Here is a 21,835-nt window from a genome sequence, read left to right on the forward strand (position 1 = left end):
CCTAAGACCCTGCCGGGTTCCGGGTGCCGTGTCGCGAAAGCCACTTTCGGGACGTCAGACGTCGCGAAAGTGGCTTTCGCGACACCCGGGATTCGGACGACACGCGTGCCAGAATGGACGACAGGCTACGCAGCGAGTCGTCCCGCAGAGAACACGAAACCGCCACCCGCGCATCGCAGTAGGTACCTAAGACACCCTCGGCCCTAATTCACGAGACCCACGGGACCGGTCCTCACGGCTCGAGGAGGTCCCGCAGTGCTTCGGTGAACTGGGCCGGATTCCGTTGCGGCGCCAGATGTGCCCCGGGCATCTCGGTGAACGGCAGGCCCAGTTCGAGCGCGAGGATCTTCGCGGGCTGGTAGTGGTAGTGCCCCCGGCTGCCGACGCCCGCGACCGGGAGGATCTCGGTCCTCGCTTTCCGCAGCGCCCGCAGATCGGGAAGGTAGTCGAGGATTTCGGCCAGCTCGCGGCCGAACAGCCGCTTCCAGTCCTCCTCGTTCGGCAGCCGGATCGCGCGCAGTTCGGGCAGCGCGGCACCGGCGATCCCGTCGGTGAACCGTTTGAACGCCCCCATGAGGTCGCCCGCCTGCGCGAGCCGGACCTGTGCGTTGGCCTCGTCGAGCCAGCCGAGCGCGTCCGGGAGCAGCTGGACGGCGGGCGGTTCGTGGGCGACCAGGACGTTCGCCGCGTCCGGGTAGCGGGCGACGAGGTCGAGGCCGATCAGCGCGCCCGCGCTGGTTCCGAACACGCTCGCGGGCCCGCCGTCGACGTGTCGGAGGACGGCGTAGGCGTCGTCGGCCTGCTTCGGCACGCTGACCGGGCCGGTGCTGGTGTCGGTGCTGCGGAAGTGGCCGCGCCGGTCGTAGGTGACGACGGTGTGGTCGTCGGCGAGCAGCTTCGTCATCGTCCGGAAGCTGTCGGCCGAACCCAGCCCGCCGGCGATCAGGAGCAGAAGCGGCCCTTCGCCGGTGCTGCGGACGTACAGCTCACCGTCCTCGACCGGACAACGACTCTCCGAGATCATGGCCGAAGTCAAGCACAGCGTGTCCGCCTCCTCATCCGGAGGCCAGCCGCCGCAGAATGCCGGTGGCGTCGGCCACGATCGTCTCGATCAGCTCACCGACTCCCGGCAGGTCGTCCAGCAGGCCGACGACCTGCCCGGACGCCAGCACCCCGGCGCTCCGGTCGCCCTCGACCAGCCCGGCGCGCAGCAACATCGGCGTGTTGGCGGCCATCAGGACCTGTGACCACGTTCGGTGACCCCCGCGTTTCATCCGCAGTCCTTCGGTGGCCAGCGAGCGCCACGACAACCCGGTCAGCTTCCGGAACTTCGCGGCGTTGCGGGCGGCCCGGGCGAACCCGCTCACCGGACCGGCGGATTCGAGCGCGTCGACCAGTTCCGTCCGGAGGACGCGGTGCGGCATCCCGTCCACCTTGCGGGTGACGACAGTGCCGTTGAGGTCACGGGCGAGGTACGCCTGCTTGATCTCGCCGGGGACGGTGCTCTCCCGCGTGAGCAGGAACCGGGTGCCCATGGCGACCCCGGCGGCACCGTAGGAGAGGGCCGCGGCCAGCCCTCGGCCGTCGAAGAATCCGCCTGCCGCGACCACCGGGATGTCGACGGCGTCCAGCACCGAGGGCAGCAGCAAGGTCGTCGCGACCCCACCGGTGTGCCCGCCGCCCTCGCCGCCCTGCACGATGACGGCGTCCGCGCCCCAGCTCGCGACCTTCTCCGCGTGCCTCGCGGCGCCGACCGACGGGACGACGAGGACGCCGCTGTCCTTCAGTCGCGCGATCATGTCCTTCTTCGGCGCGAGCGCGAAGGAAGCGACCCTGACCTCCTCGCCGACGAGCAGCTCGACCCGGCGCGTGGCGTCTTCGGCGTCCGCGCGGAGGTTGACGCCGAACGGCCGCGACGTGCGGCTCTTGACCTCCTTGATCGCCGCCGCCAGTTCGTCGTAGCTCATCGTCGCGGAAGCGAGGATGCCGAGACCGCCCGCTTCCGCCGTCGCGGACACCAGTCGCGGCCCGGCGACCCAGCCCATGCCGGTCTGCACCACCGGGTGCCGGATCCCGGCCAGTTCGGTCAGCGCGGTCTTCACGACGGGACTTCCTTGTCCCGTTTGGCTTTCGGGTCGAGACTGGTCCGGATCAGCAGCAGTTCGGACTCGGTCGGCAGCCGGGACTCCGCGACGTCGCCGGTGATCAGCGGGAACGATGTCGCCTCGACGACCTCGGCCACGGAAACCCCCGGATGCACCGAAACCAGCCTCGGCGCGTGGTCCTCGCCGCCGAAATCGAGGACGCCGAGATTCGTGACGACGCGGTGGACATCGTGGTATCGCAAGCCGGCTTCGCGTGCCCTGGCATAGCCGACGCCGGACACGACGTCGACCTGGTCGACGAAGACCCGCTTGCTGTGCCTCGGAACCCAGTAGCTCGTTCGGTGGTTGGCCGTGTTGCCCGGGCCGCCGCGCACCCCGAGGAGTTGCTTCTTCGGCTGGGAATGCTCGCCGATCGCCGAGATGTTCTGGTTGCCCTCGCCGTCGATCTGGTTGGCGCCCATCACGACATGGCGCTTTCCGCGCGGTACCACGGTGTCGAGGACCTTGCGGAACGGTTGCCAGCCTTCGACGACGGCTTCGGGGGTCATCAGGTACGCCTCGCCGTCGGACAGCAGGATGTCCGGCTCGAAGGTGAGCCTGGCGAGCCGGGCACCCAGCGACGGGATGAAACCCATGGGGCTCACCACGATCTCCCCGTCGCCGCGGAACAGTTCGGCGCAGGCCACGACGACGATTTCGGCACGCGTTACGTCGCTCATGCGGACTCCCCGAATTCGGCGACGGCTTTCTGGTACCGCGTTTCGTCCCCGGACAGGAACCGGTCCACGAACCCGGGCCACGCGTCGAGATCCTTGGCGGCCTCGGCGTAGTGGCGCTGAAAGCGTTCGTCGCGTCCGTAGTCCGGGGCGGCGGTGGTGAAGTGCGCGCCGTTGGGTGTTTCGGCGACCCCGGTGACGAGCATCCGGCTCAGCAGCAGGCTCTGTACCGGTCCCGCTTCGGTGAGTTCGGCCGTCTCCACGATCCTTTCCGTGGACACGTAACACCTGTCGGCGGCGAGTGCGAACAGTTCGTCGAAGTACGGATCCGGTCCGAGGTACTGCGCGTTTCCCCAGGCGTCGGCGCGGTTGAGGTGGACGAAGGCGACGTCGAGCTTGAGCGCGGGCACGGCCAGCAGTTCCTCGGCGTCGTCGTAGGGGGAGCGGACGGTGCGCAACGACGGGTTCAGGTCCATGACGCCCGAGCCGAGGCCCGCCCGCGTCGGCAGGAACGGAAGTCGTCGCGCCGCGGCGGAAAGACCGGTACCGAAAACGCCCTCGTCGTACTCGGTGACGGTGATCGTCCCGGATTCCCTGGCACGGGAGAACCACGGGTCGTAGGGGACCGTGTCCAGCGTGACGAAGCCGAAGACGAGGTGCTCGAGCTTGCCCGCCGAGGCCAGCAGCCCGACGTCCGGGCCACCGTAGGAGACCACGGTGAGGTCTTTGACCGGCGACCGCAAGATCGCGCGCACCAGCGCCATGGGCTTGCGCCGGGACCCCCAGCCGCCGATCCCGATCGTCATGCCGTCCTCGAGTTCGCCGACGATCTCGTCCGGCGTCATCCGCTTGTCGGCCATCACTTCCCCTTACCTTCCAAGAACTCCTGGCGCGCGCCGTCGGAGACACCCGCCAGGTTGAGTTCGAAGGTGAATCCTTGCTCGAAGCGATAGCTGCGATGCACGGGCTGGACGTCGATTCCGTTGATGGCCTGTTTCGCCGCGCGGATCACGCGGGTGTCCTTCGCCGCGATCTGCCGAGCCAAGCCGAGGGCGGTCTCGTCGAGTTCTTCCCGCGAGACCACGGCATAGACCGAACCGTGGTGGTGCAACTGGTCAGCGGTGATCGTCGAAGCCGTGTAGTACAACGCGCGCATCAGGTGCTGGGGGACCAGCCGGGCGAGATGGGTCGCCGCGCCCAGCGCGCCGCGATCGACCTCGGGGAGCCCGAAGGTCGCGTCCTCGCTGGCGACCACGACGTCCGCGTTGCCGACCAGGCCGACCCCGCCGCCGAGACAGAAACCCTGTACCGCGGTGATCACCGGGACCGCGCAGTCGTACACGGCGGAAAACGCCGCCGCGCAGCCCTCGTTCGCGCCGATCAGCGCCCCGTACCCCGGATCGCGCTGGATCTCCTTGATATCGACACCCGCGTTGAACCCGCGGCCCTCCGCGCGCAGCACCACGACGTGGGTCGCGGGATCGCGCCCGGCGTCGGTGACGGCGGAGGCGAGAACGAACCATCCCTTCACGCTCAGCGCGTTCACCGGGGGCGCGTCGACCGTGACCACGGCGATGCCCGGCTCCGGTGAGTGGGTGGAAACGCTCATCGTGCCCCCTTCTCGCTACCAAACCTAGCACTTGCTTGGTACGTTAGCAGTGCGTCCGGTCCAGGTACAGCGAGCTTGAAGGAGGCCAGGTATGGCACTCGAACTCCGGCTCGACGGCGCCGTGGTGCTGGTGACCGGCGGGGTACGCGGTGTCGGCGCCGGTGTCACCAGGACTTTTCTGCGTGCCGGTGCCGAGGTCGTGACCTGTGCCCGCACCGAACCCGAGCGGCCGGTCTACGTCGAAGACAGGGCATCCACGTTCACCTCCTGCGACGTCCGCGACGCAGGAGAGGTCGACGCGCTCTTCGGGGAGATCCTCCGGCGGCACGGCAGGCTCGACGTCGTGGTCAACAACGCGGGCGGCGCGCCGTTCGCCGAGGTGGCGAACAGTTCGCCGCGGTTCCACGAGAAGGTGATCGGGCTGAACCTGCTGGCGCCGCTGACCGTCGCCCGCGCGGCGAACGGGATCATGCAGCGCCAGCCGCACGGTGGCGCCATCGTGAACATCAGCAGCGTCAGCGCGACGAGACCATCGCCGGGTACGGCGTCCTATGGTGCGGCGAAAGCGGGTTTGGACAATCTGACCGCGACGCTGGCCGTGGAGTGGGCGCCGAAAGTGCGGGTCAACGCGCTCGACGTCGGCATGGTCAAGACAGAGCACACGCATCTGCATTACGGCGACGAGGCCGGGATCGCCGCGGTGGGCGCGACAGTCCCGTTAGGACGGTTGGCCGAACCCGACGAAATCGGTTCCTGCGCGGTATTCCTGGCTTCTCCGCTGGCCTCCTATGTCAGCGGAGCCTGCTTGACCGTGCACGGCGGGGGAGAGGTGCCCGCCTTCCTCGCCGCCGCCAATTCCGTGGCAAAAGAACGAGAGGAGCCGGTGTGAGCGGGATCGCCGACGGCCGGATCGTGGTGGTGACCGGAGCCGGTCGTGGCATCGGACGGGCGCACGCGCTCGCGTTCGCCGCCGAGGGCGCGCGGGTGGTGGTGAACGACCTCGGCGCCGGGATCGACGGCAGCGGCGGATCGGCCGGGCCCGCGCAGGACGTCGTCGACGAGATCGAGGCGCTCGGTGGCGAGGCGGTCGCGAACACCGACGACATCGCGTCCTGGGACGGTGCCGCCGCACTGGTGCGGACCGCCGTCGAAACCTTCGGCGGGCTGGACGTCCTGGTCAACAACGCGGGGTTCCTGCGCGACCGGATGCTGGTCAACCTCGGCGAGGACGAATGGGACGCCGTCATCCGGGTCCACCTCAAGGGGCATTTCGCGCCGGCGCGGCAGGCCGCCGGGTACTGGCGCACGGAGGCGAAAGCCGGCCGGACGCGGGCAGCGCGGGTGATCAACACCAGTTCCGGGGCCGGCTTGCTCGGCAGCGTCGGACAGGGGAACTACGCCGCCGCGAAGTCCGGGATCCTGGGACTCACGCTGGTCGCGGCCACCGAGTTCGCGCGCTACGGCGTCACCGTGAACGCGATCGCCCCGGCCGCCCGCACCCGGATGACCGTAGAGGCGTTCGCCGCCGACATGGCCGCGCCGGAGCGCGGTTTCGACGCCATGGCACCGGAAAACGTGTCACCGCTGGTGGTGTGGCTCGGCAGCGAGGAGTCGTCCGGGGTGACCGGGCGGGTGTTCGAGGTCGACGGCGGACGCGTCTCGATCGCGCAGGGCTGGCGGCACGGCACGGTGCGGGACAAGGGCTCCCGATGGGCACCGGCCGAACTCGGCCCTGTCGTGGCCGAACTGCTGGCCGATGCTCCCCTTCCCGAACCTGTGTACGGCACTTAAACGTTGGGCCGAGGGGCTGAAGGACGCTTTCCCCGCATCCCATGGGGGGAAAGCGTCCTTCACCGCATGAGACGCGGGGAAAGTCCCCTTCAGCCCCCACCGCTCAAGCGTCCCGGGTCAGGTCACGGACCTCGGGAAGCCGCTGGAACCCGCCCGATTCGTAGGTCGCGACGGCGGCGACGTTGGAGCTCGGCGTGCTCACGGCCGCGCTCGACGAGCCGAGCTCCTGGAGGGCGGCCGCCGCCGCGGCGGTGATCGCCCGGCCGTGGCCGTGTCCGCGATGGTCCCGGTGCACGCCCATCGGTTCGAGTACCCCGGGCTTCCCCGGACCGGCCGACCACACCGTCACCATCGCCACGGCGTTGCCATGGCCGTCATAAGCGACCAGACATCGGGCGTCGGCGTACGGCACGCCCGACGCCATCGCCTGCCAGCGCTCTTCCGAGAACTTCGATCCGTCGAACGCCGCCCGTGTCACGCCGGCCCACACCTGCGCCCGCTCCGGCCCGATCACTTCGATCCGCGGGTCCGGGGCCTTCACCGGTTCGGTGAGGTCGCGGTGCAGCGGTGTCCACGGTTCGCCGGTGCGCCAGCCTCGTTCGGGCAGCAGGTCTTGGATCAGCGCGTCCTGCGGTGCCTCGATGAACACCTTCCCCGGCGGCAGTACCCCGCGCTCCGGCTCGATGACGTCCTCGACCAACCGCCGCGCCAGCTCTTCGTCCCGCCGCGAGTCCGGAGCGGTCGTCAGGCGCAGCAGGTCGGCGCCGTCCAGCAGCCCGACGGCGAGGATCCGGCCGTCCCGGCGCCAGGTCCGGACCGCCGCGGCCGTCGCTTCCGCACCGAACCGCCAGAACCAGCCCAGGTCACCGGGATGCAGCTGCCACGGCGAGCCCTCGTGCTGCCACTCCCGCACCGCGTCCACGGCCTCGCCGAGCCCGTCGATTTCCGGCTTCTCCACGGTGATCGCCATACCCGTGATCACACACCACCACGGAAGACGTTCGCATCCGGTTTTCGGTGCGGCCAAGATGGGGGTGTGACGTCACTTCAGCGTTGTCTCTGGGAAGCGGTCGAGCCGCTGCACGCCGTCGTCTACTTCGCTCCGGAAACGGCGGCCGCGGCCAAGGCGGTGGGCTTGCCGGGCTGGTGGATGGGCTATTTCGCCGGGCGGGTCTCGCCGCTCGGGCCGGTGACGGAACCGCCGGTGACCGCGATGCTCTTCGGGTTCGCCCCGAGGATGGTCGCGCGATCCCTGCCCGATGCCTGGAGATACGCCGAACCGGCGGTCGTGCTCCAGAGCCGGATGGACGCCGTCGAGGCGGCGCTGGGCCGGGTCCTGCCCGCTGACGCGCCGTTCGAAGAGCTGGCCGGTCTGCTCGAACAAGCCGTCACCGGCTGCGATTTCGCGGCCAGGCCACTCGCCGCCGCGTGGTCTTCGGTCGCCCGTCCCGCGAGTGCGGCAGGCCGGGTCTGGCTCGCGGCGACAGTGTTGCGCGAGCATCGCGGGGACGGTCACGTGCTCTCCGCCGTCGCCGCCGGGCTGCGCGGGCTCGACACCACGCTGACCCACATCGGCACCGGCGCGGTCGATCGTGAAGTCATCCAGATCAACCGAGGCTGGTCCGATGACGACTGGGAGGAGAGTGTCGCGCGGTTGTCCGAAAGGGGCGTCCTCGATGGCGAGCTGAAGCTCACCGAAGCGGGAATCGTTCTGCGCCAACGGATCGAGGACGAGACGGACCGCCTCGCCACCGGTCCTCTCGAAGCGCTCGGTGCCGACGGCGCCGCCGAGGTCGTGCGGATCGCCGTCCCGTTGAGCCGCCGGATCTTCGACGTCGGCGCGATCCCGCTGCCGAACCCGATGGGGGCACCGCGGCCCTGACCGCTCGAAACTGTCGTACCCCGGTGGGAGGCTGTTCCTCATGGCGACGTGGCAGCAATTCAGTGAAGAGGCACCCGCGCTGGCGGAGAAGATCAAAGAGCGGTTCACCGCGAAGAAGTCGCATGTGCTGGCGACGCTCCGGCGGGACGGCTCGCCAAGGGTCAGTGGCAGTGAGGTCGATTTCCGTGAAGAGGATCTGCTGATCGGATCGCTGATCAACGCGGTGAAGGCGAAAGACCTGCGATGTGACGGCAGGTTCGCGATCCACGCCGCCTCGGCGATCGACGAGGGGGGCGCGGACGCGAAGGTGGCGGGCAGGGCCGTCGAGATCACCGATCCGGCCGAGGTCGCCCGCCTGCAGGGCGACGACGAACCGGCCCATGTGTTCCGCCTCGACCTGTCCGAGGTGGCGCTGACCTGGGTCGAAGGCAATTCCCTGATGGTCGAGGTCTGGAAGGAGGGCCAGGGGAGCAAACGGCTCGCGAGGCCGGACAACGGTCCGGTGGTCGAGGTCGCGCTGGACTAGAACACGGCGTTAAACCCGTTCGATGATGGTGCCGGTGGAAAGCGCGCCGCCGGCGCACATCGTCACGAGAGCGGTACCGCCGTCGCGGCGTTCCAGTTCGTGCAGTGCCGTGGTCAGCAGCCGCGCGCCGGTGCTGCCGACGGGATGCCCGAGCGCGATCGCGCCACCGTTCACGTTGACCTTGTCCTCGTCCGCCCGATGCACCCGTTGCCACGACAACACAACCGAAGCGAACGCCTCGTTGACCTCGAAGAGGTCGAGGTCGCCGATCGTCATCCCCGCTTTGGCCAGTACCCGTTCGGTCGCCCGCACGGGACCGTCGAGGTGGTAGTACGGCTCCGCGCCGACCAGTGCCTGCGAGACGATCCGTGCCCGCGGCTTGAGGCCCAGTGCCTTGGCCCGGTCCGAGTCCATCAGGAGCAGTGCGGCCGCACCGTCGGAGATCTGCGACGACGTCCCTGCCGTGTGCACGCCGCCTTCGAGAACGGGCTTGAGCTTGGCGAGACCATCGACGGTCGTCTCGCGCAGGCCCTGGTCGCGGGTCACCAGCCGCGTCTCGCCGGTCGGCGTGCCGTCCTCGCCGAGCACGGGTGCCTTCACCGCGACGGTCTCACGGTCGAAGTACCCGGCCGCCCACGCGGCGGCGGCCTTGGCCTGCGAGGCCGTTCCGAACCGGTCGACGTCCTGGCGGGTGATCCCGCGGCGTTCCGCGATCCGCTCGGCCGCGCCGTACTGGTTCGGCATGTCGATCGACCAGGACTCCGGCCGCGGTGTGCCGATGCCTTCGCCGCGGTTCGCGCCCAGCGGTACCCGGCTCATCGCCTCGACGCCGCACGAGACGCCGGCGTCGATCGCCCCGGCCGCGATGAGCCCGGCGATCAAGTGGGTCGCCTGCTGCGCCGAGCCGCATTGGGCGTCGATGGTGGTCGCGCCGGTGGTCTCGGGGAGTCCGGCGTGCAGCCACGCCGTCCGCGTGACGTTGCCCGCCTGCTCGCCCGCCTGGGTCACGGCGCCGCCGATCGCCTGCTCGACCAGTGCGGGATCCAGCCCCGCGCGTTCGAGCAGGGCGCGTTGCGCCGCGCCGAGGATCTCGGCGGCATGCAGCCCCGCCAGGTGACCTCTGCGCTTGCCGACAGGGGTGCGGACCGCCTCGACGATCACCGGACTACCCACGTTCGCCTCCTGGGGAAACACTGTTCACTACCGGAAAGTAGAACACGTTCTTGATTTGAGCAAGCCGCCCCAGGGTCGACTCGATTTTGATCACGGGTCGCCGCTCTCGCTCCTCGCCGGGCTCTCATGATCTTCCGGGTTGAGTTAACGGGTTTCACTAAAAACTCTTCACTGGATAAAAGCCGTATGCTTCAATCGTCTCTAGAACGTGTTTCATTAGCGAACCGCGTAGGAGGTAGCCCGTGGCCGCTCCGCTGATCCCCGCCGGTTTCGATTTCACCGATCCGGATCTGTACGCCACCAGACTGCCTCTGGCGGAGTTCGCGGAACTCCGCCGCACGGCACCGGTCTGGTGGAACCCGCAGCCGCACAACACCGCGGGCTTCCGCGATGACGGCTACTGGGTCGTCAGCCGGCTCGAGGACGTCAAGGTGGTGTCGAGGGACAGCGAGCTGTTCTCCTCGCGGGAGAAGACCGCGATCATCCGCTTCGACGAGAACATGACCGACGACAGCCTCGAAGCCAACCGCCTGGTCCTGCTCAACATGGACGCCCCGCAGCACACCAAGCTGCGCCGGATCGTGTCGAAGGGCTTCACACCGAGGTCGATCGCGAAACTCGAAGACACCCTGCGCGACCGGGCGGAGAAGATCGTCAGCGAGGCCAAGAAAAAGGGCTCCGGTGACTTCGTCGTCGACGTCGCGTGCGAACTTCCGTTGCAGGCCATCGCCGAACTGATCGGCATCCCGCAGAAAGACCGCCTGAAGCTCTTCGACTGGTCCAACCAGATGGTCTCCTACGACGACCCCGAGTACGAGGTCGAGCCGCTCGCCGCGTCCGCGGAGATCGTCGGCTACGCCTGGAACATGGCCGAAGAACGGCGTAAGTGCCCGATGGACGACATCGTCACGAAGCTGGTCCAGGCCGACGTCGACGGCGAATCACTGGCCTCGGACGAATTCGGTTTCTTCGTCATCCTGCTCGCCGTAGCGGGCAACGAGACGACGCGCAACGCGATCACCCACGGTATGAAGGCGTTCCTCGACCACCCGGACCAGTGGGAGCTCTACAAGAGGGAACGGCCGAAGACCGCGCCGGACGAGATCGTCCGCTGGGCCACCCCGGTGGTCGCCTTCCAGCGCACCGCGACCCGTGACACCGAACTCGGCGGGCAGCTGATCCGCAAGGGCGACCGGGTCGGGATGTTCTACAGCTCCGCGAACTTCGACCCGGACCACTTCGACGAGCCGGAGAAGTTCGACATCCTCCGCGAGGAGAACCCGCACGTCGGCTTCGGCGGCACCGGTTCGCACTACTGCATCGGCGCCAACCTCGCGCGGCTGGAGATCGACCTGATCTTCAACGCCATCGCCGACGTCATGCCGGACATCAGCGAGGTCTCCGGGCCGGACCGCTTGCGGTCGAGCTGGCTCAACGGCGTCAAGCACTACCAGGTGCGCTACGGCTGATTCATCGCGAGCGTCGTAGGGCACCATGAGGCCATGGGTCCCCACGTGCAGGTCGACGTCGAAATGTCCTTCCGGGTCACGAAACCCGGCCCCGCCGCGTTCGTGGTCGCGCTCGCCGGCGGGGCGGGCCAGGAGGAGTTCGCCTACCCCGCGCCACCGCGCCAGGTCGCGTTCGAACACGGGACCCGGGCGCAGGTCCTCGACCTGCCGCGCGGCGAGCACGTCGTGCGATACCGGGCCGGGCGCGCCCTGGGTGAGGCCGAGGCCGAGCCCGTCACCATGGACGATCTCGTCCGGTACACCCGCCCGAGCCGGTACTGCCCCTCGGACCGGATGGGCGGGCTCGCGCTGTCCCGGTTCGGCCACCTGCCCGACGCACGGACCCAGGTCGAGGCGATCGTCCGGCACGTGGGGGAACACCTGTCCTATGTGGTCGGTTCCGGTTCGCCGACCGACGACGCCGTCGACACCTATCTCGCCGGGGAAGGCGTGTGCCGCGACTACGCGCACGTCTGCATCTCACTGTGCCGCGTGATCGACATCCCCGCCCGGTTCGCCGCGGTCTACGCGCCAGGGCTGTCCCCCATGGACTTCCACGCCGTGTTCGAGGCCGCGATCGACGGCCGCTGGTACGTGTTCGACGCCACCGGCCTCGCGCCGAGGCAGAGCTTGAGCCGGATCGCGACCGGACGCGACGCCACCGACACCGCTTTCCTCTCCACCCTCGGCTGTGAGCTGGACTTTCTCGGCAACACCGTGCTGGCGACCGTGGGCCCGTCGCTGCCGGAGGACGACGGTTCGGACCTGATCGCACTCGCCTGATCGCGTGTTGCCCACGAGCCGTGTAGACATTGGCGTGTGAGGGAGAAACAAGCACCGACGAAATGGAAGCGGCTGCGTGCCCGCTACCGTTGGCTGGACCATTTGGCGCGGGCGGTGAACCGCTATGTCGAGGACGGCGGTTACCACTACGTCGCGTCGATCACCTACTTCAGCCTGTTTTCGCTGGTGCCCATTCTCATGGTCGCGGTGTCGGTGGCGGGCTTCGTGCTGGCGAGCCAACCGCAGTTGATCGAATCGATGCTGAACGCGATCACCGGCACGCTGCCCGGCGGTCTCGGTGACAAGGCGGGGGACCTGCTCACCGGGTTCGTGGCGCAGCGCACCAGCGTGGGGCTCATCGGTCTGGTGATCGGGTTGTACTCCGGCTGGAACTGGATGAATGCGCTCCGGGACGCGCTCACCGCGCTGTGGGGCCAGAACCGGTCGGATCTCCCGCTGCTGCGCACGATCGCCGCCGACCTGCTGGCGTTGCTCGGCCTCGCGAGCGCGCTGCTGGTCTCCTTCGCCATCACCATTTCCGGGTCCGCGCTCGGCCGGTACCTGCTGGGACTGGCCGGGGTGGACGACACCGCCGGGGGGCACAACGTGCTGTCGGTGATCTCGATTCCCTTGGCACTGCTGGCGAACTGGCTCGTGTTCCTCTGGGTGCTCACCCGGCTGCCGCGGAAACCGGTCGGCGTCCGCAGCGCGATGCGCGGCGCGGTCGCGCTGGCACTGGGCTTCGAACTGCTGAAGCAGGCCGGTGGGATCTATTTGCGGTTGATCGGCGACTCGCCGACCGGCGTCGCGTTCGGCTCCATCATCGGCCTGATCTTCTTCATCTCACTGGTGGCCAGGATGCTGGTGTTCGTCACCGCCTGGACGGCGACCGCGCGGGACGCGCCGCCGGACCCGGTCCGGCCGCCGCCTCCCGTGGTGGTCCGGCCCGTGGTGGCGCAACCCGATCGGCACGGTCTCAAACCGATGCTGGTGGGGGCGGTGACCGGAGTGGTCGCGACCCTCGCCGCGCAACGTCTCCGGCCGCGCCGCCGCTCCTGACACGTCGCCGACCAGGCGTGGGAGCGGAGCACACCTGAAGGACGCTTTCCCCGCATCGCATGCGGGGAAAGCGTCCTTCGGCCCTCAGCGAGAATGAAAGGGCTCCACCGCGCCGCCGCTCTTAGCTCGGCTTGGCCGAGCCCACCACCCACATCGAGAAGAACTGCGAACCGCCGCCGTACGCGTGCCCGAGCGCGACCCGCGCGCCGTCGACCTGGTAGTCCCCGGCCCGGCCCATCACCTGCTTGGCCGCTTCGGAGAACCGGAGCATCCCGGAAGCGCCGATCGGGTTCGACGAAAGCACGCCGCCCGACGGGTTGACCGGCAGTCGCCCGCCGAGCGCGGTCTCGCCCGCCTCGGTGAGCTTCCAGCCCTGGCCTTCGTCAGTGAACCCCAGGTTCTCCAGCCACATCGGCTCGAACCACGAGAACGGCACGTAGATCTCGGCGGCGTCCACTTCGGACAGCGGGTCGGTGATGCCGGCGTCCCGCCACAACGCGGCGGCGGCGTCGCGGCCCGCCCGCGGGTTGACCTGGTCGCGGCCGGCGAACGTCGTCGGTTCGGTGCGCATCGCGGTCGCGTGGATCCACGCCGCGCCACCGGGAACGGCGTCGCCCGCGGCCTCGTCACCGATCACCATCGCACACGCGCCGTCCGAGGAGGGGCAGGTCTCGTCATAGCGGATCGGGTCCCACAGCATCTGCGAAGCCTGCACCGACTCCACGGTGATGTCCGCCTGTCGCAAATGCGCAAAGGGATTCAGGGCACCGTTGCGCCGGTCCTTGGCCGCCACGATCGCACCGATGTGGTCGGGCGCGCCGGACCGCCGGATGTACGAGCGCACGTGTGGCGCGAAATAGCCGCCCGCGCCGGCGCCCACCGGCATCTGGAACGGCGGCAGGATCGACAGGCCCCACATCGCGTTCGACTCGGACTGCTTCTCGAAAGCCACGGTGAGCACTCGTCTGTGCACGCCCGCCTGCACCAGCGACGCCGCCACGAGCGCGGTCGACCCGCCGACAGAACCCGCGGTGTGCACGCGCAGCAAGGGTTTCCCGGTCGCGCCGAGCGAGTCGGCGAGGAACAGTTCGGGCATCATGACGCCCTCGAACAGGTCCGGCGCCTTGCCGAGGACGACGGCGTCGACGTCGTCCCAGCCGGTCTGAGCGTCGAGCATCGCCCGGTCGATGGCCTCGCGGAGCAATCCGGGCATGGACACGTCGGTGCGCTTGGCCTTGTGGTGGGTCTGGCCGGTTCCCAGTACGGCCGCGAGGTGCTTCACGAGAGGACCTCCAAGGTTGCGACCAGGTTCTGCTGCAGGACGGGGCCGCTGGTCGCGTGGGCGAGGGTCTTGCGCGCGCTGCCGTCGAGGACGCGGTTCGCGGCCTCGCCGATCCGCGCCAGTCCCGCGGAGAACATCGGATTGCCGGTCAGCACGCCGCCCGAGGGGTTGATCCGCACTTGGTCACCGAGGCCCAGTGCGTCACGCAGGATCAATTCCTGGTGGGTGAACGGCGCGTGCAGTTCGGCGAGTTCGACGCCGTCGAGGTCGAGTGCCCGCCCGGCGGCCATTGTGGACGGTGACCGGGTGAGGTCCCGCACGCCGAGCGCGGGGGAGTCGACCCGGTGCTGGATCCCGGAGATCACCGCGGGGCTGTCGACGAGGTCGGCCGCCCGCTCGGCGGAGGCGAGCACCAGCACGGCGGCGCCGTCGGTGATCGGGGCGATGTCGTGGGCCCGCAGGGGATCCGCGAAGTACGGGGCGTTTAGGAGGTCGGCGACCTCGACCGTTCCGGAGACCTGCGCGGCGGGATTCGACGCGGCGTCGGCGCGGCTGCGCGCGGCGACTTCGGCCAGGTCCTTCTCGGACCACAGTCCCGCTTCGAGCCCCAGCCTCGCCTGGATCCCGGCGACACTCACCGAGTCCGGCCACAGCGGCGCGACGACGTACGGGTCCATCTGCAGTGCCAGCACACGCCGCAACTGCCCGGCCGACGATTTGCCGAAGCCGTAGACGAGCGCCGTTTCGGCCTCGCCCATCCGGATCTTGAGCCACGCCTCGTACAACGCCCAGGCGGCGTCCATCTCGACGTGCGACTCGTGGATCGGCGGGAACGCTCCGATGGCGTCGACGGCCGCGATGAACGAGAAGGCGCGGCCGGCGAGGTAGTCCGACGAGCCCGAGCACCAGAACTCGATGTCCTTTTTGGACAGACCGGTCTTCGCGAGGACCTCGGAGAAGATCGGCACCAGCATTTCCACGCCATTGGTGGTACCCGTGGTGCTGCGGACGTTGGGGGCCTGCGCGAAGCCCACTACTGCTACATCTGGCACGGTGTCCTCACAGATGGTGGGCGAAGGATTCGTATGGCGCGTCGGGCTCGCCGGTCGGTTCGAAATGGCCGATGTTCTCCAGTGACGTCCACCATTCCTCCCGGGGTTTCCAGGCGGCGCGCACCCGCATGCCCATCCGGACGTCGGCGGCGTCGCAGCCGAGCACCAGGTGCAGGAACGCGATGTCCGCGCTGTCGAGCAGGATGTACGCCGCGACATAAGGCGGTTCGATCTTCTGCCCGAGGAACGGCACGTTCACGATGCAGAACGTGGTGACGATGCCGGTGTCGGGCAGTTCGACCTCGTCGGTGGTCGGGACGCCGTCGGTCGGGCAGGCGCCGCGCGGCGGGATGTAGACCTTGTCGCAGGACGGGCAGCGCTGGCCGATCAGCTTCCCCTCGGCGAGCCCGCGCAGGTACCGGCTCTCCTCCGGTGACGCGGAATGCTCGTAGCGCAGGTGGATCGGCGTGATCACCACGCTGACAGGCGAGCCTTCCTCGCGTTTCGCGATCGGGGGAGGTGCCTCGGTGGGTTCGGTGTCGGGTCCGTCGGCGGGGACGAAGTAGGCGATGTCCCGGATGTGGCCGACCGTCTCGTCCGCCCAGCGGATCCGCACGCGCTGTCCGGTGTGGACATTCGACGGCGTGCCCGCGTCGACGGCGTGCAGGAGCGAGGTGTCGGCGCCGTCGAGCCGGATCAGCGCCCAGGCGAACGGCCGGGACAGCGGCTGGCCGTCGAGCGGTTCGGCGATCCAGGACCAGGACACGATCTCGCCCTCGGCGGCGACCGGCACGAACTCGGACAGCGCCTCGGCGGTCACGGGGTCGTATTCCAGTGGCGGCACGTGGACACGGCCGTCGCTGCCGCGGACGCCTTCGACGCGGCGTTCGCGCAGGGCGTTGACGAACCGGCCGAGCACGGGGCCGACCGAACGGGTGTAGTCGAAGCCCACGTCGAGCGGGGCCGACAGCGGAAGTTCGGATGCGCTCACGTCCTGAGTGAAACACGTTCTCGAAATTCCGGCAAGATTGGCCGTCTCGGCCTTGCTGGCGGTTGCCCTTGGGTGAAACGCGTTCTAGATTTGCGCGTATGTCGACTGCTACGGGGACCCTTGGGGTCTGGAACATCGCCGCCAGCCAGCCGGAGCGGATCGCACTGGTCGATCCGGACGGCCGTTCGATCGGCTACGGCGACCTGGCCGCGAAAGCGAACGCGTACGCCCGGGGCTTGCAGGCCCTCGGGCTCGAGGCCGGGGACGTGGTCGTCGTCCTGCAACCCAACGGGGACGAACTCGTGGCGGCCTACTTCGCCGCCATCCAGTCCGGTCTGTACATCGTGGTGGTCAACTGGCACCTGGTCGGCCCCGAGGTCGCCTACATCCTCGCCGACAGTGGCGCCAAGGCGTTCCTCGCGCACGAGCGGTTCGCCGACGTCGCGATCGCCGCCGCCGACGAGGCCGGAATCCCGGAACGCGGGCGGTTCGCCGTCGGCGACGTCCCTGGCTTCCGCCGGATCGGGGAACTCGGCTCGGGCGAGGGCGACAGACGCCCGGAGAGCCGTACGGCCGGCTCGCCGATGCTCTACACATCCGGGACCACTGGGCGTCCCAAGGGCGTCCGGCGACCGCTGAGCGGCGCGGATCCCGACGACGTCCCCGGCGCCTCGACGTGGTTCTTCGGGATCTTCGGGCTGGCGCCACACGACGAGCACGTACACCTGTGCGGGTCGCCGCTCTATCACACGGCGGTGCTCAACTTCGTCGCGATTTCCCTGCAACTGGGGCATACCGCGGTGCTGATGGACCGGTGGGACGCCGAGGACATGCTGCGGCTGATCGACCGGCATCGCGTCACGCACAGCCATATGGTCCCGACGCAGTTCCGCCGCCTGCTCGGGCTGCCGGACGACGTCCGCTCGGCTTACGACCTGAGTTCCCTGCGGGTGATGATCCACGGCGCCGCGCCGTGCCCCCTGGAAGTCAAACGGCGGATGCTCGACTGGTGGGGCCCGGTCGTCACCGAGTACTACGCGGCCACCGAGGGCGGCGGGACGGCGATCTCGGGGGCGGAGTGGTTGAAGAAGCCGGGTTCGGTGGGGCTGGCGTGGCCGGGTTCGACGATCAAGATCCTCGACGACGAGGGCGCGGAACTGCCCGCCGGCGAGACCGGCACGGTCTACATGAAGATGGGCGACTCGAAGTTCGAGTACCACAAGGACCGGGCCAAGACGGACGAAGCGCGGGTCGGGGACCTGTTCACCCTCGGCGACGTCGGTCATCTCGACGAGGACGGCTATCTCTTCCTGCACGACCGCAAGGCTGATCTGATCATCTCGGGCGGGGTCAACATCTACCCGGCGGAGATCGAGGGCGAACTGGTGATGCACCCGAAGATCGCCGACGTCGCGGTCTTCGGCGTCCCGCACGAGGACTGGGGCGAGGCGATCAAGGCCGTCGTGCAGCCCGCCGACGGCGTGGAGCCCTCCGAAGACCTCACCACGGAGATCCTCGAGTACGCCGCGGCCCGACTGGCGAAGTTCAAACTCCCGCGTTCAGTCGACTACTTGCCCGAACTCCCGCGCGACCCCAACGGAAAGCTCTACAAGCGCAAGCTCCGCGACCCCTACTGGGAGGGCCACCGCGCTCCCTGACACCCCGCAATTAGTCCTCTAGTTGCGGTAGTTCACCGGTGAACTACCGCAACTAGAGGACTAATTGCGTCAGTGGCCGCGGAAGACGGGCTTGCGCTTCTCGGCGAAGGCGCGGGGTCCTTCCTTCGCGTCTTCGCTGGCGAAGACCTCGATGCCGTATCGGGCGTCGAGTTTGAAGGCCGCCTCCTCGTGCATGCCCTCGGTGTCGCGCATCGTCTTGAGGATCGCGCGGACCGCGAGTGGCCCGTTCGCGGCGATCAGGCCGGCGAGTTCCAACGCCTTGTCCAGGGCCTTGCCGTCCGGGACGACGTGCCCGACGAGGCCGATCTCTCGCGCCTCACTCGCCTTGATATGCCGTCCGGTCAGCAGCAGGTCGGCCGCGACGGTGTACGGGATCTGGCGGGGGAGCCGCACGGCCGAACCGCCCATCGGGAACAGGCTCCACCGTGCCTCGGATACGCCGAATCTCGCGCTCTCGCCCGCGACGCGGAGGTCCGTGCCCTGCAGGATCTCCGTCCCGCCCGCGATCGCCGGGCCCTCGACGGCCGCGATCAACGGCTTCGTCAGCCGTCGCCCCTTGAGCAGGCCCTCGATGCGGCTGGGATCGAACGTGCCCTTCGCGAACGAGTCGCTCGGCGAGTTCTTCGACAGCGACTTCAGATCCGCGCCCGCGCAGAACGCGCCACCCGCGCCGGTGAGCACGCAGCACCGGACGTCGTCGTCCGCGTCGACCCGGTTCCACGCCTCGACCATGATCCCGAGCATCTCGCCGCTGAGCGCGTTGCGGGCCTCGGGCCGGTTCATCGTGACCACGAGGGTGTGTTCGATCTTTTCCACCAGCGCGTGCGGTTCGCTCACCGGTCCTCCACCGAAATAGCGGCCATTGCCCGGAACAATAACATGTTCTACTTTGGGCTGGTGGCACTCAACATCGCGGATCTACTCGAGCACGCCGTCGACGCCGTGCCGGAGCGCATCGCGGTCGTCTGCGGCGATCGGCGGGTCACCTTCGCCGAACTGGAAGAGCGCGCCAACCGGCTGGCGCATCACCTCGCGGCACACGGCGTGGGACCTGGATCCCACATCGGTGTCTATTCCCGGAACTCGATCGAGGCACTGGAATCGATGATCGCCGCGTACAAGCTGCGTGCGATCGCGGTCAACGTCAACTACCGCTACGTCCACGGCGAACTGCGGTACCTGTTCGACAACGCCGACCTCGTGGCGCTGGTCCACGAGCGCGGCTACTCGGACAAGGTCACCGCCGTCCTGCCGGAGACGCCGAAACTGAAACACGTTGTCGTTGTCGACGACGGAAGCGACGTCGACTACTCGTCCTACGGCGGCGTGGACTATGAAGCCGCGCTCGCCGAAGGCTCACCCGAGCGCGACTTCGCCGAGCGCAGCGCCGACGACCTCTACATCCTCTACACCGGCGGGACCACCGGGTATCCCAAGGGCGTCCTGTGGCGTCACGAAGACATCTGGCGCGCTCTCGGTGGCGGCATCAACTTCGTCACCGGGGAGTACGTCCCGGACGAATGGACGCTCGCCGAACAGGGCAAGTCGGGCAGCCTGGTCCGGCTCCCGGCCGCGCCGCTGATCCACGGCGCCGCGCAGTGGGCCGCGTTCGGCGCGCTGTTCACCGGCAGCCCGGTCGTGTTCGTGTCGCGGTTCGACCCGCACGAGGTCTGGAAAGCCGTACAGGACAACAAGGTCCAGGTGCTCACGATTGTCGGCGACGCGATGGCGCGGCCTTTGATCGACGCTTTCTGCGAGGGCGACTACGACGCGTCGTCGCTCGTCGCGGTGTCGAGCCACGCGGCTCTGTTCTCCCAGTCGGTGAAGCAGGAATTCGTCGCGATGGCCCCGCACGTGGTGATCACCGACGCGATCGGATCGTCCGAAAGCGGGTTCACCGGCATCGGCATGGTCAGCAAGGACAGCGACCATTCCGCCGGCCCGCGGGTCAACTTCGGCAAGGACGCCATCCTGGTGGACGACGACGGCGCGCTCGTCGAGCCGGAACCGGGAGCGATCGGGCTGATCGCGCGACGCGGGCACGTCCCTCTCGGGTACTACAAGGATCCCGCGAAGACGGAGAAGATTTTCGTCGAGGTCGACGGCACGCGCTACGTCGTCCCGGGTGATTACGCGCGCTACGAAGAAGACCTCACGGTGACCCTGCTCGGCCGGGGATCGCAGTGCGTGAACACCGGCGGTGAGAAGGTCTACCCGGAAGAAGTCGAGGGTGCGCTGAAGTCGCATCCGGACGTCTTCGACGCGCTCGTCATCGGCATCCCCGACGACCGGCTCGGCCAGCGGGTGGCCGCGGTGATCCAGCCGAGGACGGGCAGGGAACTGGACTTCGCCGCGCTCGAAGCGCATGTGCGGACCGAGATCGCCGGGTACAAGGTGCCACGCACCCTCTGGCTCGCCGAGGAGATCGGTCGGTCGCCCAGCGGGAAACCGGACTACCCGTGGGCGCAGCGCTACGCCTCCGAACACGAGCCCATCATCCAACCGGCGTGAAGGAGTTTCATGCGGACGTCGCGGATTTGGACACCACTGTGCGACCGGCTCGGGATCGGCCTGCCGATCGTCGGGTTCACCCCGTCCGAACACGTCGCCGCGGCGATCAGCCGGGCGGGCGGGCTGGGCGTGCTGGGCTGCGTACGGTTCAACGACACCGCCGAACTCGACTCCGTTCTCTCCTGGATGGACGAGAACACCGATGGCAAACCGTACGGCGTGGACATCGTGATGCCTGCCAAGATCCCGGCCGAAGGGACGTCGGTCGATCTCGCGAAACTCATCCCGAGGGAGCATCGCGACTTCGTGGAGCGGACGCTGCGTGACCTCGCGGTGCCGCCCCTGCCGGACGACACCGCCGAACGCGCCGGGGTGCTGGGCTGGCTGCATTCGGTCGCCCGGGCGCATGTCGAGGTCGCGCTGAAACACCCCATCCGGTTGATCGCCAACGCCTTGGGATCACCGCCGGTGGACGTCATCGAACAGTGTCACGCGAAGGGTGTGCCGGTCGCGGCGCTGGCGGGTAAGGCCGAGCACGCCGTCCGTCATGTCGACAACGGCGTCGACATCGTTGTGGCGCAAGGTTACGAGGCGGGCGGGCACACCGGCGAGATCGCGTCGATGGTCCTGCTGCCCGAAGTGGCCGACGCCGTCGGCGATCGCGTTCCGGTGCTCGCCGCGGGCGGGATCGGCTCGGGACGGCAGGTCGCGGCGGCGCTCGCACTGGGCGCTTCCGGCGTGTGGATGGGCTCTTTCTGGCTCGCCACCGAGGAATACCTCCAGACCATGGGGGATTCCGAGGCGATGCAACGCGCGCTGGTCGCGGCGGGTTCGTCCGACACCGTCCGGACGCGGATCTACACCGGGAAGCCGGCGCGGCTGCTCAAGACGCGGTGGACCGAGGCGTGGGCTTCGCCGGACGCGCCCGAACCGCTGCCGATGCCGTTGCAGAACCTGCTGGTTTCCCACGCGCACGACAGGATTCACCACGCGTCGGATCCGAGTGTCGTCTCGATGCCGGTCGGGCAGATCGTCGGGCGGATGGACCGGGTGCGCCCGGTCGCGGAAGTGATCGCGGAGCTGGTCTCGGGTTACGGCGAAGCACTGTCGCGTTTGGACAAGACCCGCTGAAGTTCCCCCGAACGCTATGAACGGTCCGTTACTTGCA

Annotated in this window: 21 protein-coding genes; 10 read left to right on the forward strand and 11 right to left on the reverse strand. The window is 68.8% G+C overall.

All coding sequences use genetic code 11. The annotated features are described in order from the left end of the window. Positions 1-232: 232 nt before the first annotated feature. The 5 genes from ACM6LR_RS19660 to ACM6LR_RS19680 are packed head-to-tail and all read right to left on the reverse strand — an operon-like array spanning position 233 to position 4,430. Complete coding sequence (locus tag ACM6LR_RS19660) at positions 233-1,024, reverse strand: alpha/beta fold hydrolase (protein ID WP_414944267.1); 792 nt, start codon at positions 1,022-1,024, stop codon at positions 233-235. 31 nt (positions 1,025-1,055) lie between these two features. Further along, positions 1,056-2,102, reverse strand: coding sequence for an NAD(P)H-dependent flavin oxidoreductase (locus tag ACM6LR_RS19665; RefSeq protein ID WP_414937467.1), 1,047 nt, complete (start codon positions 2,100-2,102; stop codon positions 1,056-1,058). After that, the gene (locus ACM6LR_RS19670; RefSeq protein ID WP_414944268.1) at positions 2,099-2,824 is read right to left on the reverse strand and encodes a CoA-transferase subunit beta; all 726 of its coding nucleotides are present in this window, start codon (positions 2,822-2,824) and stop codon (positions 2,099-2,101) included. Before ACM6LR_RS19670 ends, ACM6LR_RS19665 begins: the two co-directional genes overlap by 4 nt. Beyond that, positions 2,821-3,681: a CoA transferase subunit A gene (locus ACM6LR_RS19675; protein ID WP_414937469.1), complete on the reverse strand. Its 861-nt coding sequence runs from the start codon at positions 3,679-3,681 to the stop codon at positions 2,821-2,823. The genes ACM6LR_RS19670 and ACM6LR_RS19675 overlap by 4 nt, the downstream gene beginning before the upstream one ends. Next, complete coding sequence (locus tag ACM6LR_RS19680; protein ID WP_414937470.1) at positions 3,681-4,430, reverse strand: enoyl-CoA hydratase family protein; 750 nt, start codon at positions 4,428-4,430, stop codon at positions 3,681-3,683. The genes ACM6LR_RS19675 and ACM6LR_RS19680 overlap by 1 nt, the downstream gene beginning before the upstream one ends. A 91-nt stretch (positions 4,431-4,521) precedes the next feature. On the opposite strand from ACM6LR_RS19680, the gene ACM6LR_RS19685 reads away from it, so the two are divergent. Together ACM6LR_RS19685 and ACM6LR_RS19690 are read left to right on the forward strand one after the other, a co-directional pair. Then, a complete protein-coding gene (locus ACM6LR_RS19685) occupies positions 4,522-5,319 on the forward strand; it encodes an SDR family oxidoreductase (RefSeq protein ID WP_414937471.1) in 798 nt (265 codons plus the stop codon). Next, entirely contained in the window at positions 5,316-6,221 is a 906-nt protein-coding gene (locus ACM6LR_RS19690) for an SDR family oxidoreductase (protein ID WP_414937472.1), read from the forward strand. The genes ACM6LR_RS19685 and ACM6LR_RS19690 overlap by 4 nt, the downstream gene beginning before the upstream one ends. Positions 6,222-6,324: 103 nt before the next feature. Here ACM6LR_RS19690 and ACM6LR_RS19695 read toward each other — a convergent pair whose 3' ends face one another. Then, positions 6,325-7,191, reverse strand: a complete 867-nt coding sequence (locus tag ACM6LR_RS19695) for a GNAT family N-acetyltransferase (protein ID WP_414944269.1) — start codon at positions 7,189-7,191, stop codon at positions 6,325-6,327. Between the two features lie 66 nt (positions 7,192-7,257). Between ACM6LR_RS19695 and ACM6LR_RS19700 the strand changes: the two genes are divergently transcribed. Continuing rightward, entirely contained in the window at positions 7,258-8,103 is an 846-nt protein-coding gene (locus tag ACM6LR_RS19700) for an SCO6745 family protein (RefSeq protein ID WP_414937474.1), read from the forward strand. Positions 8,104-8,143: 40 nt separating this feature from the next. After that, a complete protein-coding gene (locus ACM6LR_RS19705; protein WP_414937475.1) occupies positions 8,144-8,629 on the forward strand; it encodes a pyridoxamine 5'-phosphate oxidase family protein in 486 nt (161 codons plus the stop codon). A 9-nt stretch (positions 8,630-8,638) separates the two neighbouring features. Here ACM6LR_RS19705 and ACM6LR_RS19710 read toward each other — a convergent pair whose 3' ends face one another. Next, the gene (locus ACM6LR_RS19710) at positions 8,639-9,802 is read right to left on the reverse strand and encodes a steroid 3-ketoacyl-CoA thiolase (RefSeq protein WP_414944270.1); all 1,164 of its coding nucleotides are present in this window, start codon (positions 9,800-9,802) and stop codon (positions 8,639-8,641) included. A gap of 242 nt (positions 9,803-10,044) precedes the next feature. Between ACM6LR_RS19710 and ACM6LR_RS19715 the strand changes: the two genes are divergently transcribed. From ACM6LR_RS19715 to ACM6LR_RS19725, 3 genes are read left to right on the forward strand one after another with little or no spacing between them, the layout of a single operon-like run. Then, positions 10,045-11,271, forward strand: a complete 1,227-nt coding sequence (locus ACM6LR_RS19715; protein WP_414944271.1) for a cytochrome P450 — start codon at positions 10,045-10,047, stop codon at positions 11,269-11,271. Between the two features lie 33 nt (positions 11,272-11,304). Next, positions 11,305-12,093: a transglutaminase-like domain-containing protein gene (locus tag ACM6LR_RS19720; RefSeq protein ID WP_414937478.1), complete on the forward strand. Its 789-nt coding sequence runs from the start codon at positions 11,305-11,307 to the stop codon at positions 12,091-12,093. Between the two features lie 36 nt (positions 12,094-12,129). Then, positions 12,130-13,152, forward strand: coding sequence for a YhjD/YihY/BrkB family envelope integrity protein (locus ACM6LR_RS19725; RefSeq protein WP_414937479.1), 1,023 nt, complete (start codon positions 12,130-12,132; stop codon positions 13,150-13,152). Positions 13,153-13,273: 121 nt separating this feature from the next. On the opposite strand, the gene ACM6LR_RS19730 is transcribed toward ACM6LR_RS19725, so the two are convergent. Genes ACM6LR_RS19730 through ACM6LR_RS19740 form a run of 3 tightly spaced genes read right to left on the reverse strand, consistent with a single transcriptional unit; the run spans position 13,274 to position 16,477 of the window. Further along, a complete protein-coding gene (locus ACM6LR_RS19730; RefSeq protein ID WP_414937480.1) occupies positions 13,274-14,434 on the reverse strand; it encodes a thiolase domain-containing protein in 1,161 nt (386 codons plus the stop codon). Then, the gene (locus ACM6LR_RS19735; RefSeq protein ID WP_414937481.1) at positions 14,431-15,486 is read right to left on the reverse strand and encodes a thiolase domain-containing protein; all 1,056 of its coding nucleotides are present in this window, start codon (positions 15,484-15,486) and stop codon (positions 14,431-14,433) included. The genes ACM6LR_RS19730 and ACM6LR_RS19735 overlap by 4 nt, the downstream gene beginning before the upstream one ends. Positions 15,487-15,493: 7 nt before the next feature. Further along, complete coding sequence (locus ACM6LR_RS19740) at positions 15,494-16,477, reverse strand: Zn-ribbon domain-containing OB-fold protein (protein ID WP_414937482.1); 984 nt, start codon at positions 16,475-16,477, stop codon at positions 15,494-15,496. Positions 16,478-16,575: 98 nt separating this feature from the next. Between ACM6LR_RS19740 and ACM6LR_RS19745 the strand changes: the two genes are divergently transcribed. After that, positions 16,576-18,135: an acyl-CoA synthetase gene (locus ACM6LR_RS19745; RefSeq protein WP_414937483.1), complete on the forward strand. Its 1,560-nt coding sequence runs from the start codon at positions 16,576-16,578 to the stop codon at positions 18,133-18,135. Positions 18,136-18,204: 69 nt separating this feature from the next. Here ACM6LR_RS19745 and ACM6LR_RS19750 read toward each other — a convergent pair whose 3' ends face one another. Continuing rightward, positions 18,205-18,993, reverse strand: a complete 789-nt coding sequence (locus tag ACM6LR_RS19750) for a crotonase/enoyl-CoA hydratase family protein (protein WP_414944272.1) — start codon at positions 18,991-18,993, stop codon at positions 18,205-18,207. 60 nt (positions 18,994-19,053) lie between these two features. On the opposite strand from ACM6LR_RS19750, the gene ACM6LR_RS19755 reads away from it, so the two are divergent. Both ACM6LR_RS19755 and ACM6LR_RS19760 read left to right on the forward strand, forming a co-directional pair. Further along, entirely contained in the window at positions 19,054-20,667 is a 1,614-nt protein-coding gene (locus tag ACM6LR_RS19755; RefSeq protein WP_414937485.1) for an acyl-CoA synthetase, read from the forward strand. Between the two features lie 24 nt (positions 20,668-20,691). Then, positions 20,692-21,798 carry an NAD(P)H-dependent flavin oxidoreductase gene (locus ACM6LR_RS19760; RefSeq protein WP_414937945.1) on the forward strand — a complete coding sequence of 369 codons (1,107 nt, stop codon included), beginning with the start codon at positions 20,692-20,694 and terminating at the stop codon, positions 21,796-21,798. The last annotated feature ends 37 nt before the right edge of the window (positions 21,799-21,835 follow it).

The organism is Amycolatopsis sp. cmx-11-32 (assembly GCF_047608695.1).
In the GTDB taxonomy this organism is placed as follows: domain Bacteria; phylum Actinomycetota; class Actinomycetes; order Mycobacteriales; family Pseudonocardiaceae; genus Amycolatopsis.

Excerpts from the sequence above, each read along its gene's own strand:
- ACM6LR_RS19685 (WP_414937471.1), top strand. The coding sequence starts at position 4,522 with ATGGCACTCGAACTCCGGCTCGACGGCGCCGTGGTGCTGGTGACCGGC.
- ACM6LR_RS19695 (WP_414944269.1), bottom strand. The coding sequence starts at position 7,191 with ATGGCGATCACCGTGGAGAAGCCGGAAATCGACGGGCTCGGCGAGGCC.
- ACM6LR_RS19675 (WP_414937469.1), bottom strand. The coding sequence starts at position 3,681 with ATGGCCGACAAGCGGATGACGCCGGACGAGATCGTCGGCGAACTCGAG.
- ACM6LR_RS19660 (WP_414944267.1), bottom strand. The coding sequence starts at position 1,024 with ATGATCTCGGAGAGTCGTTGTCCGGTCGAGGACGGTGAGCTGTACGTC.
- ACM6LR_RS19720 (WP_414937478.1), top strand. The coding sequence starts at position 11,305 with ATGGGTCCCCACGTGCAGGTCGACGTCGAAATGTCCTTCCGGGTCACG.
- ACM6LR_RS19680 (WP_414937470.1), bottom strand. The coding sequence starts at position 4,430 with ATGAGCGTTTCCACCCACTCACCGGAGCCGGGCATCGCCGTGGTCACG.
- ACM6LR_RS19745 (WP_414937483.1), top strand. The coding sequence starts at position 16,576 with ATGTCGACTGCTACGGGGACCCTTGGGGTCTGGAACATCGCCGCCAGC.
- ACM6LR_RS19705 (WP_414937475.1), top strand. The coding sequence starts at position 8,144 with ATGGCGACGTGGCAGCAATTCAGTGAAGAGGCACCCGCGCTGGCGGAG.
- ACM6LR_RS19670 (WP_414944268.1), bottom strand. The coding sequence starts at position 2,824 with ATGAGCGACGTAACGCGTGCCGAAATCGTCGTCGTGGCCTGCGCCGAA.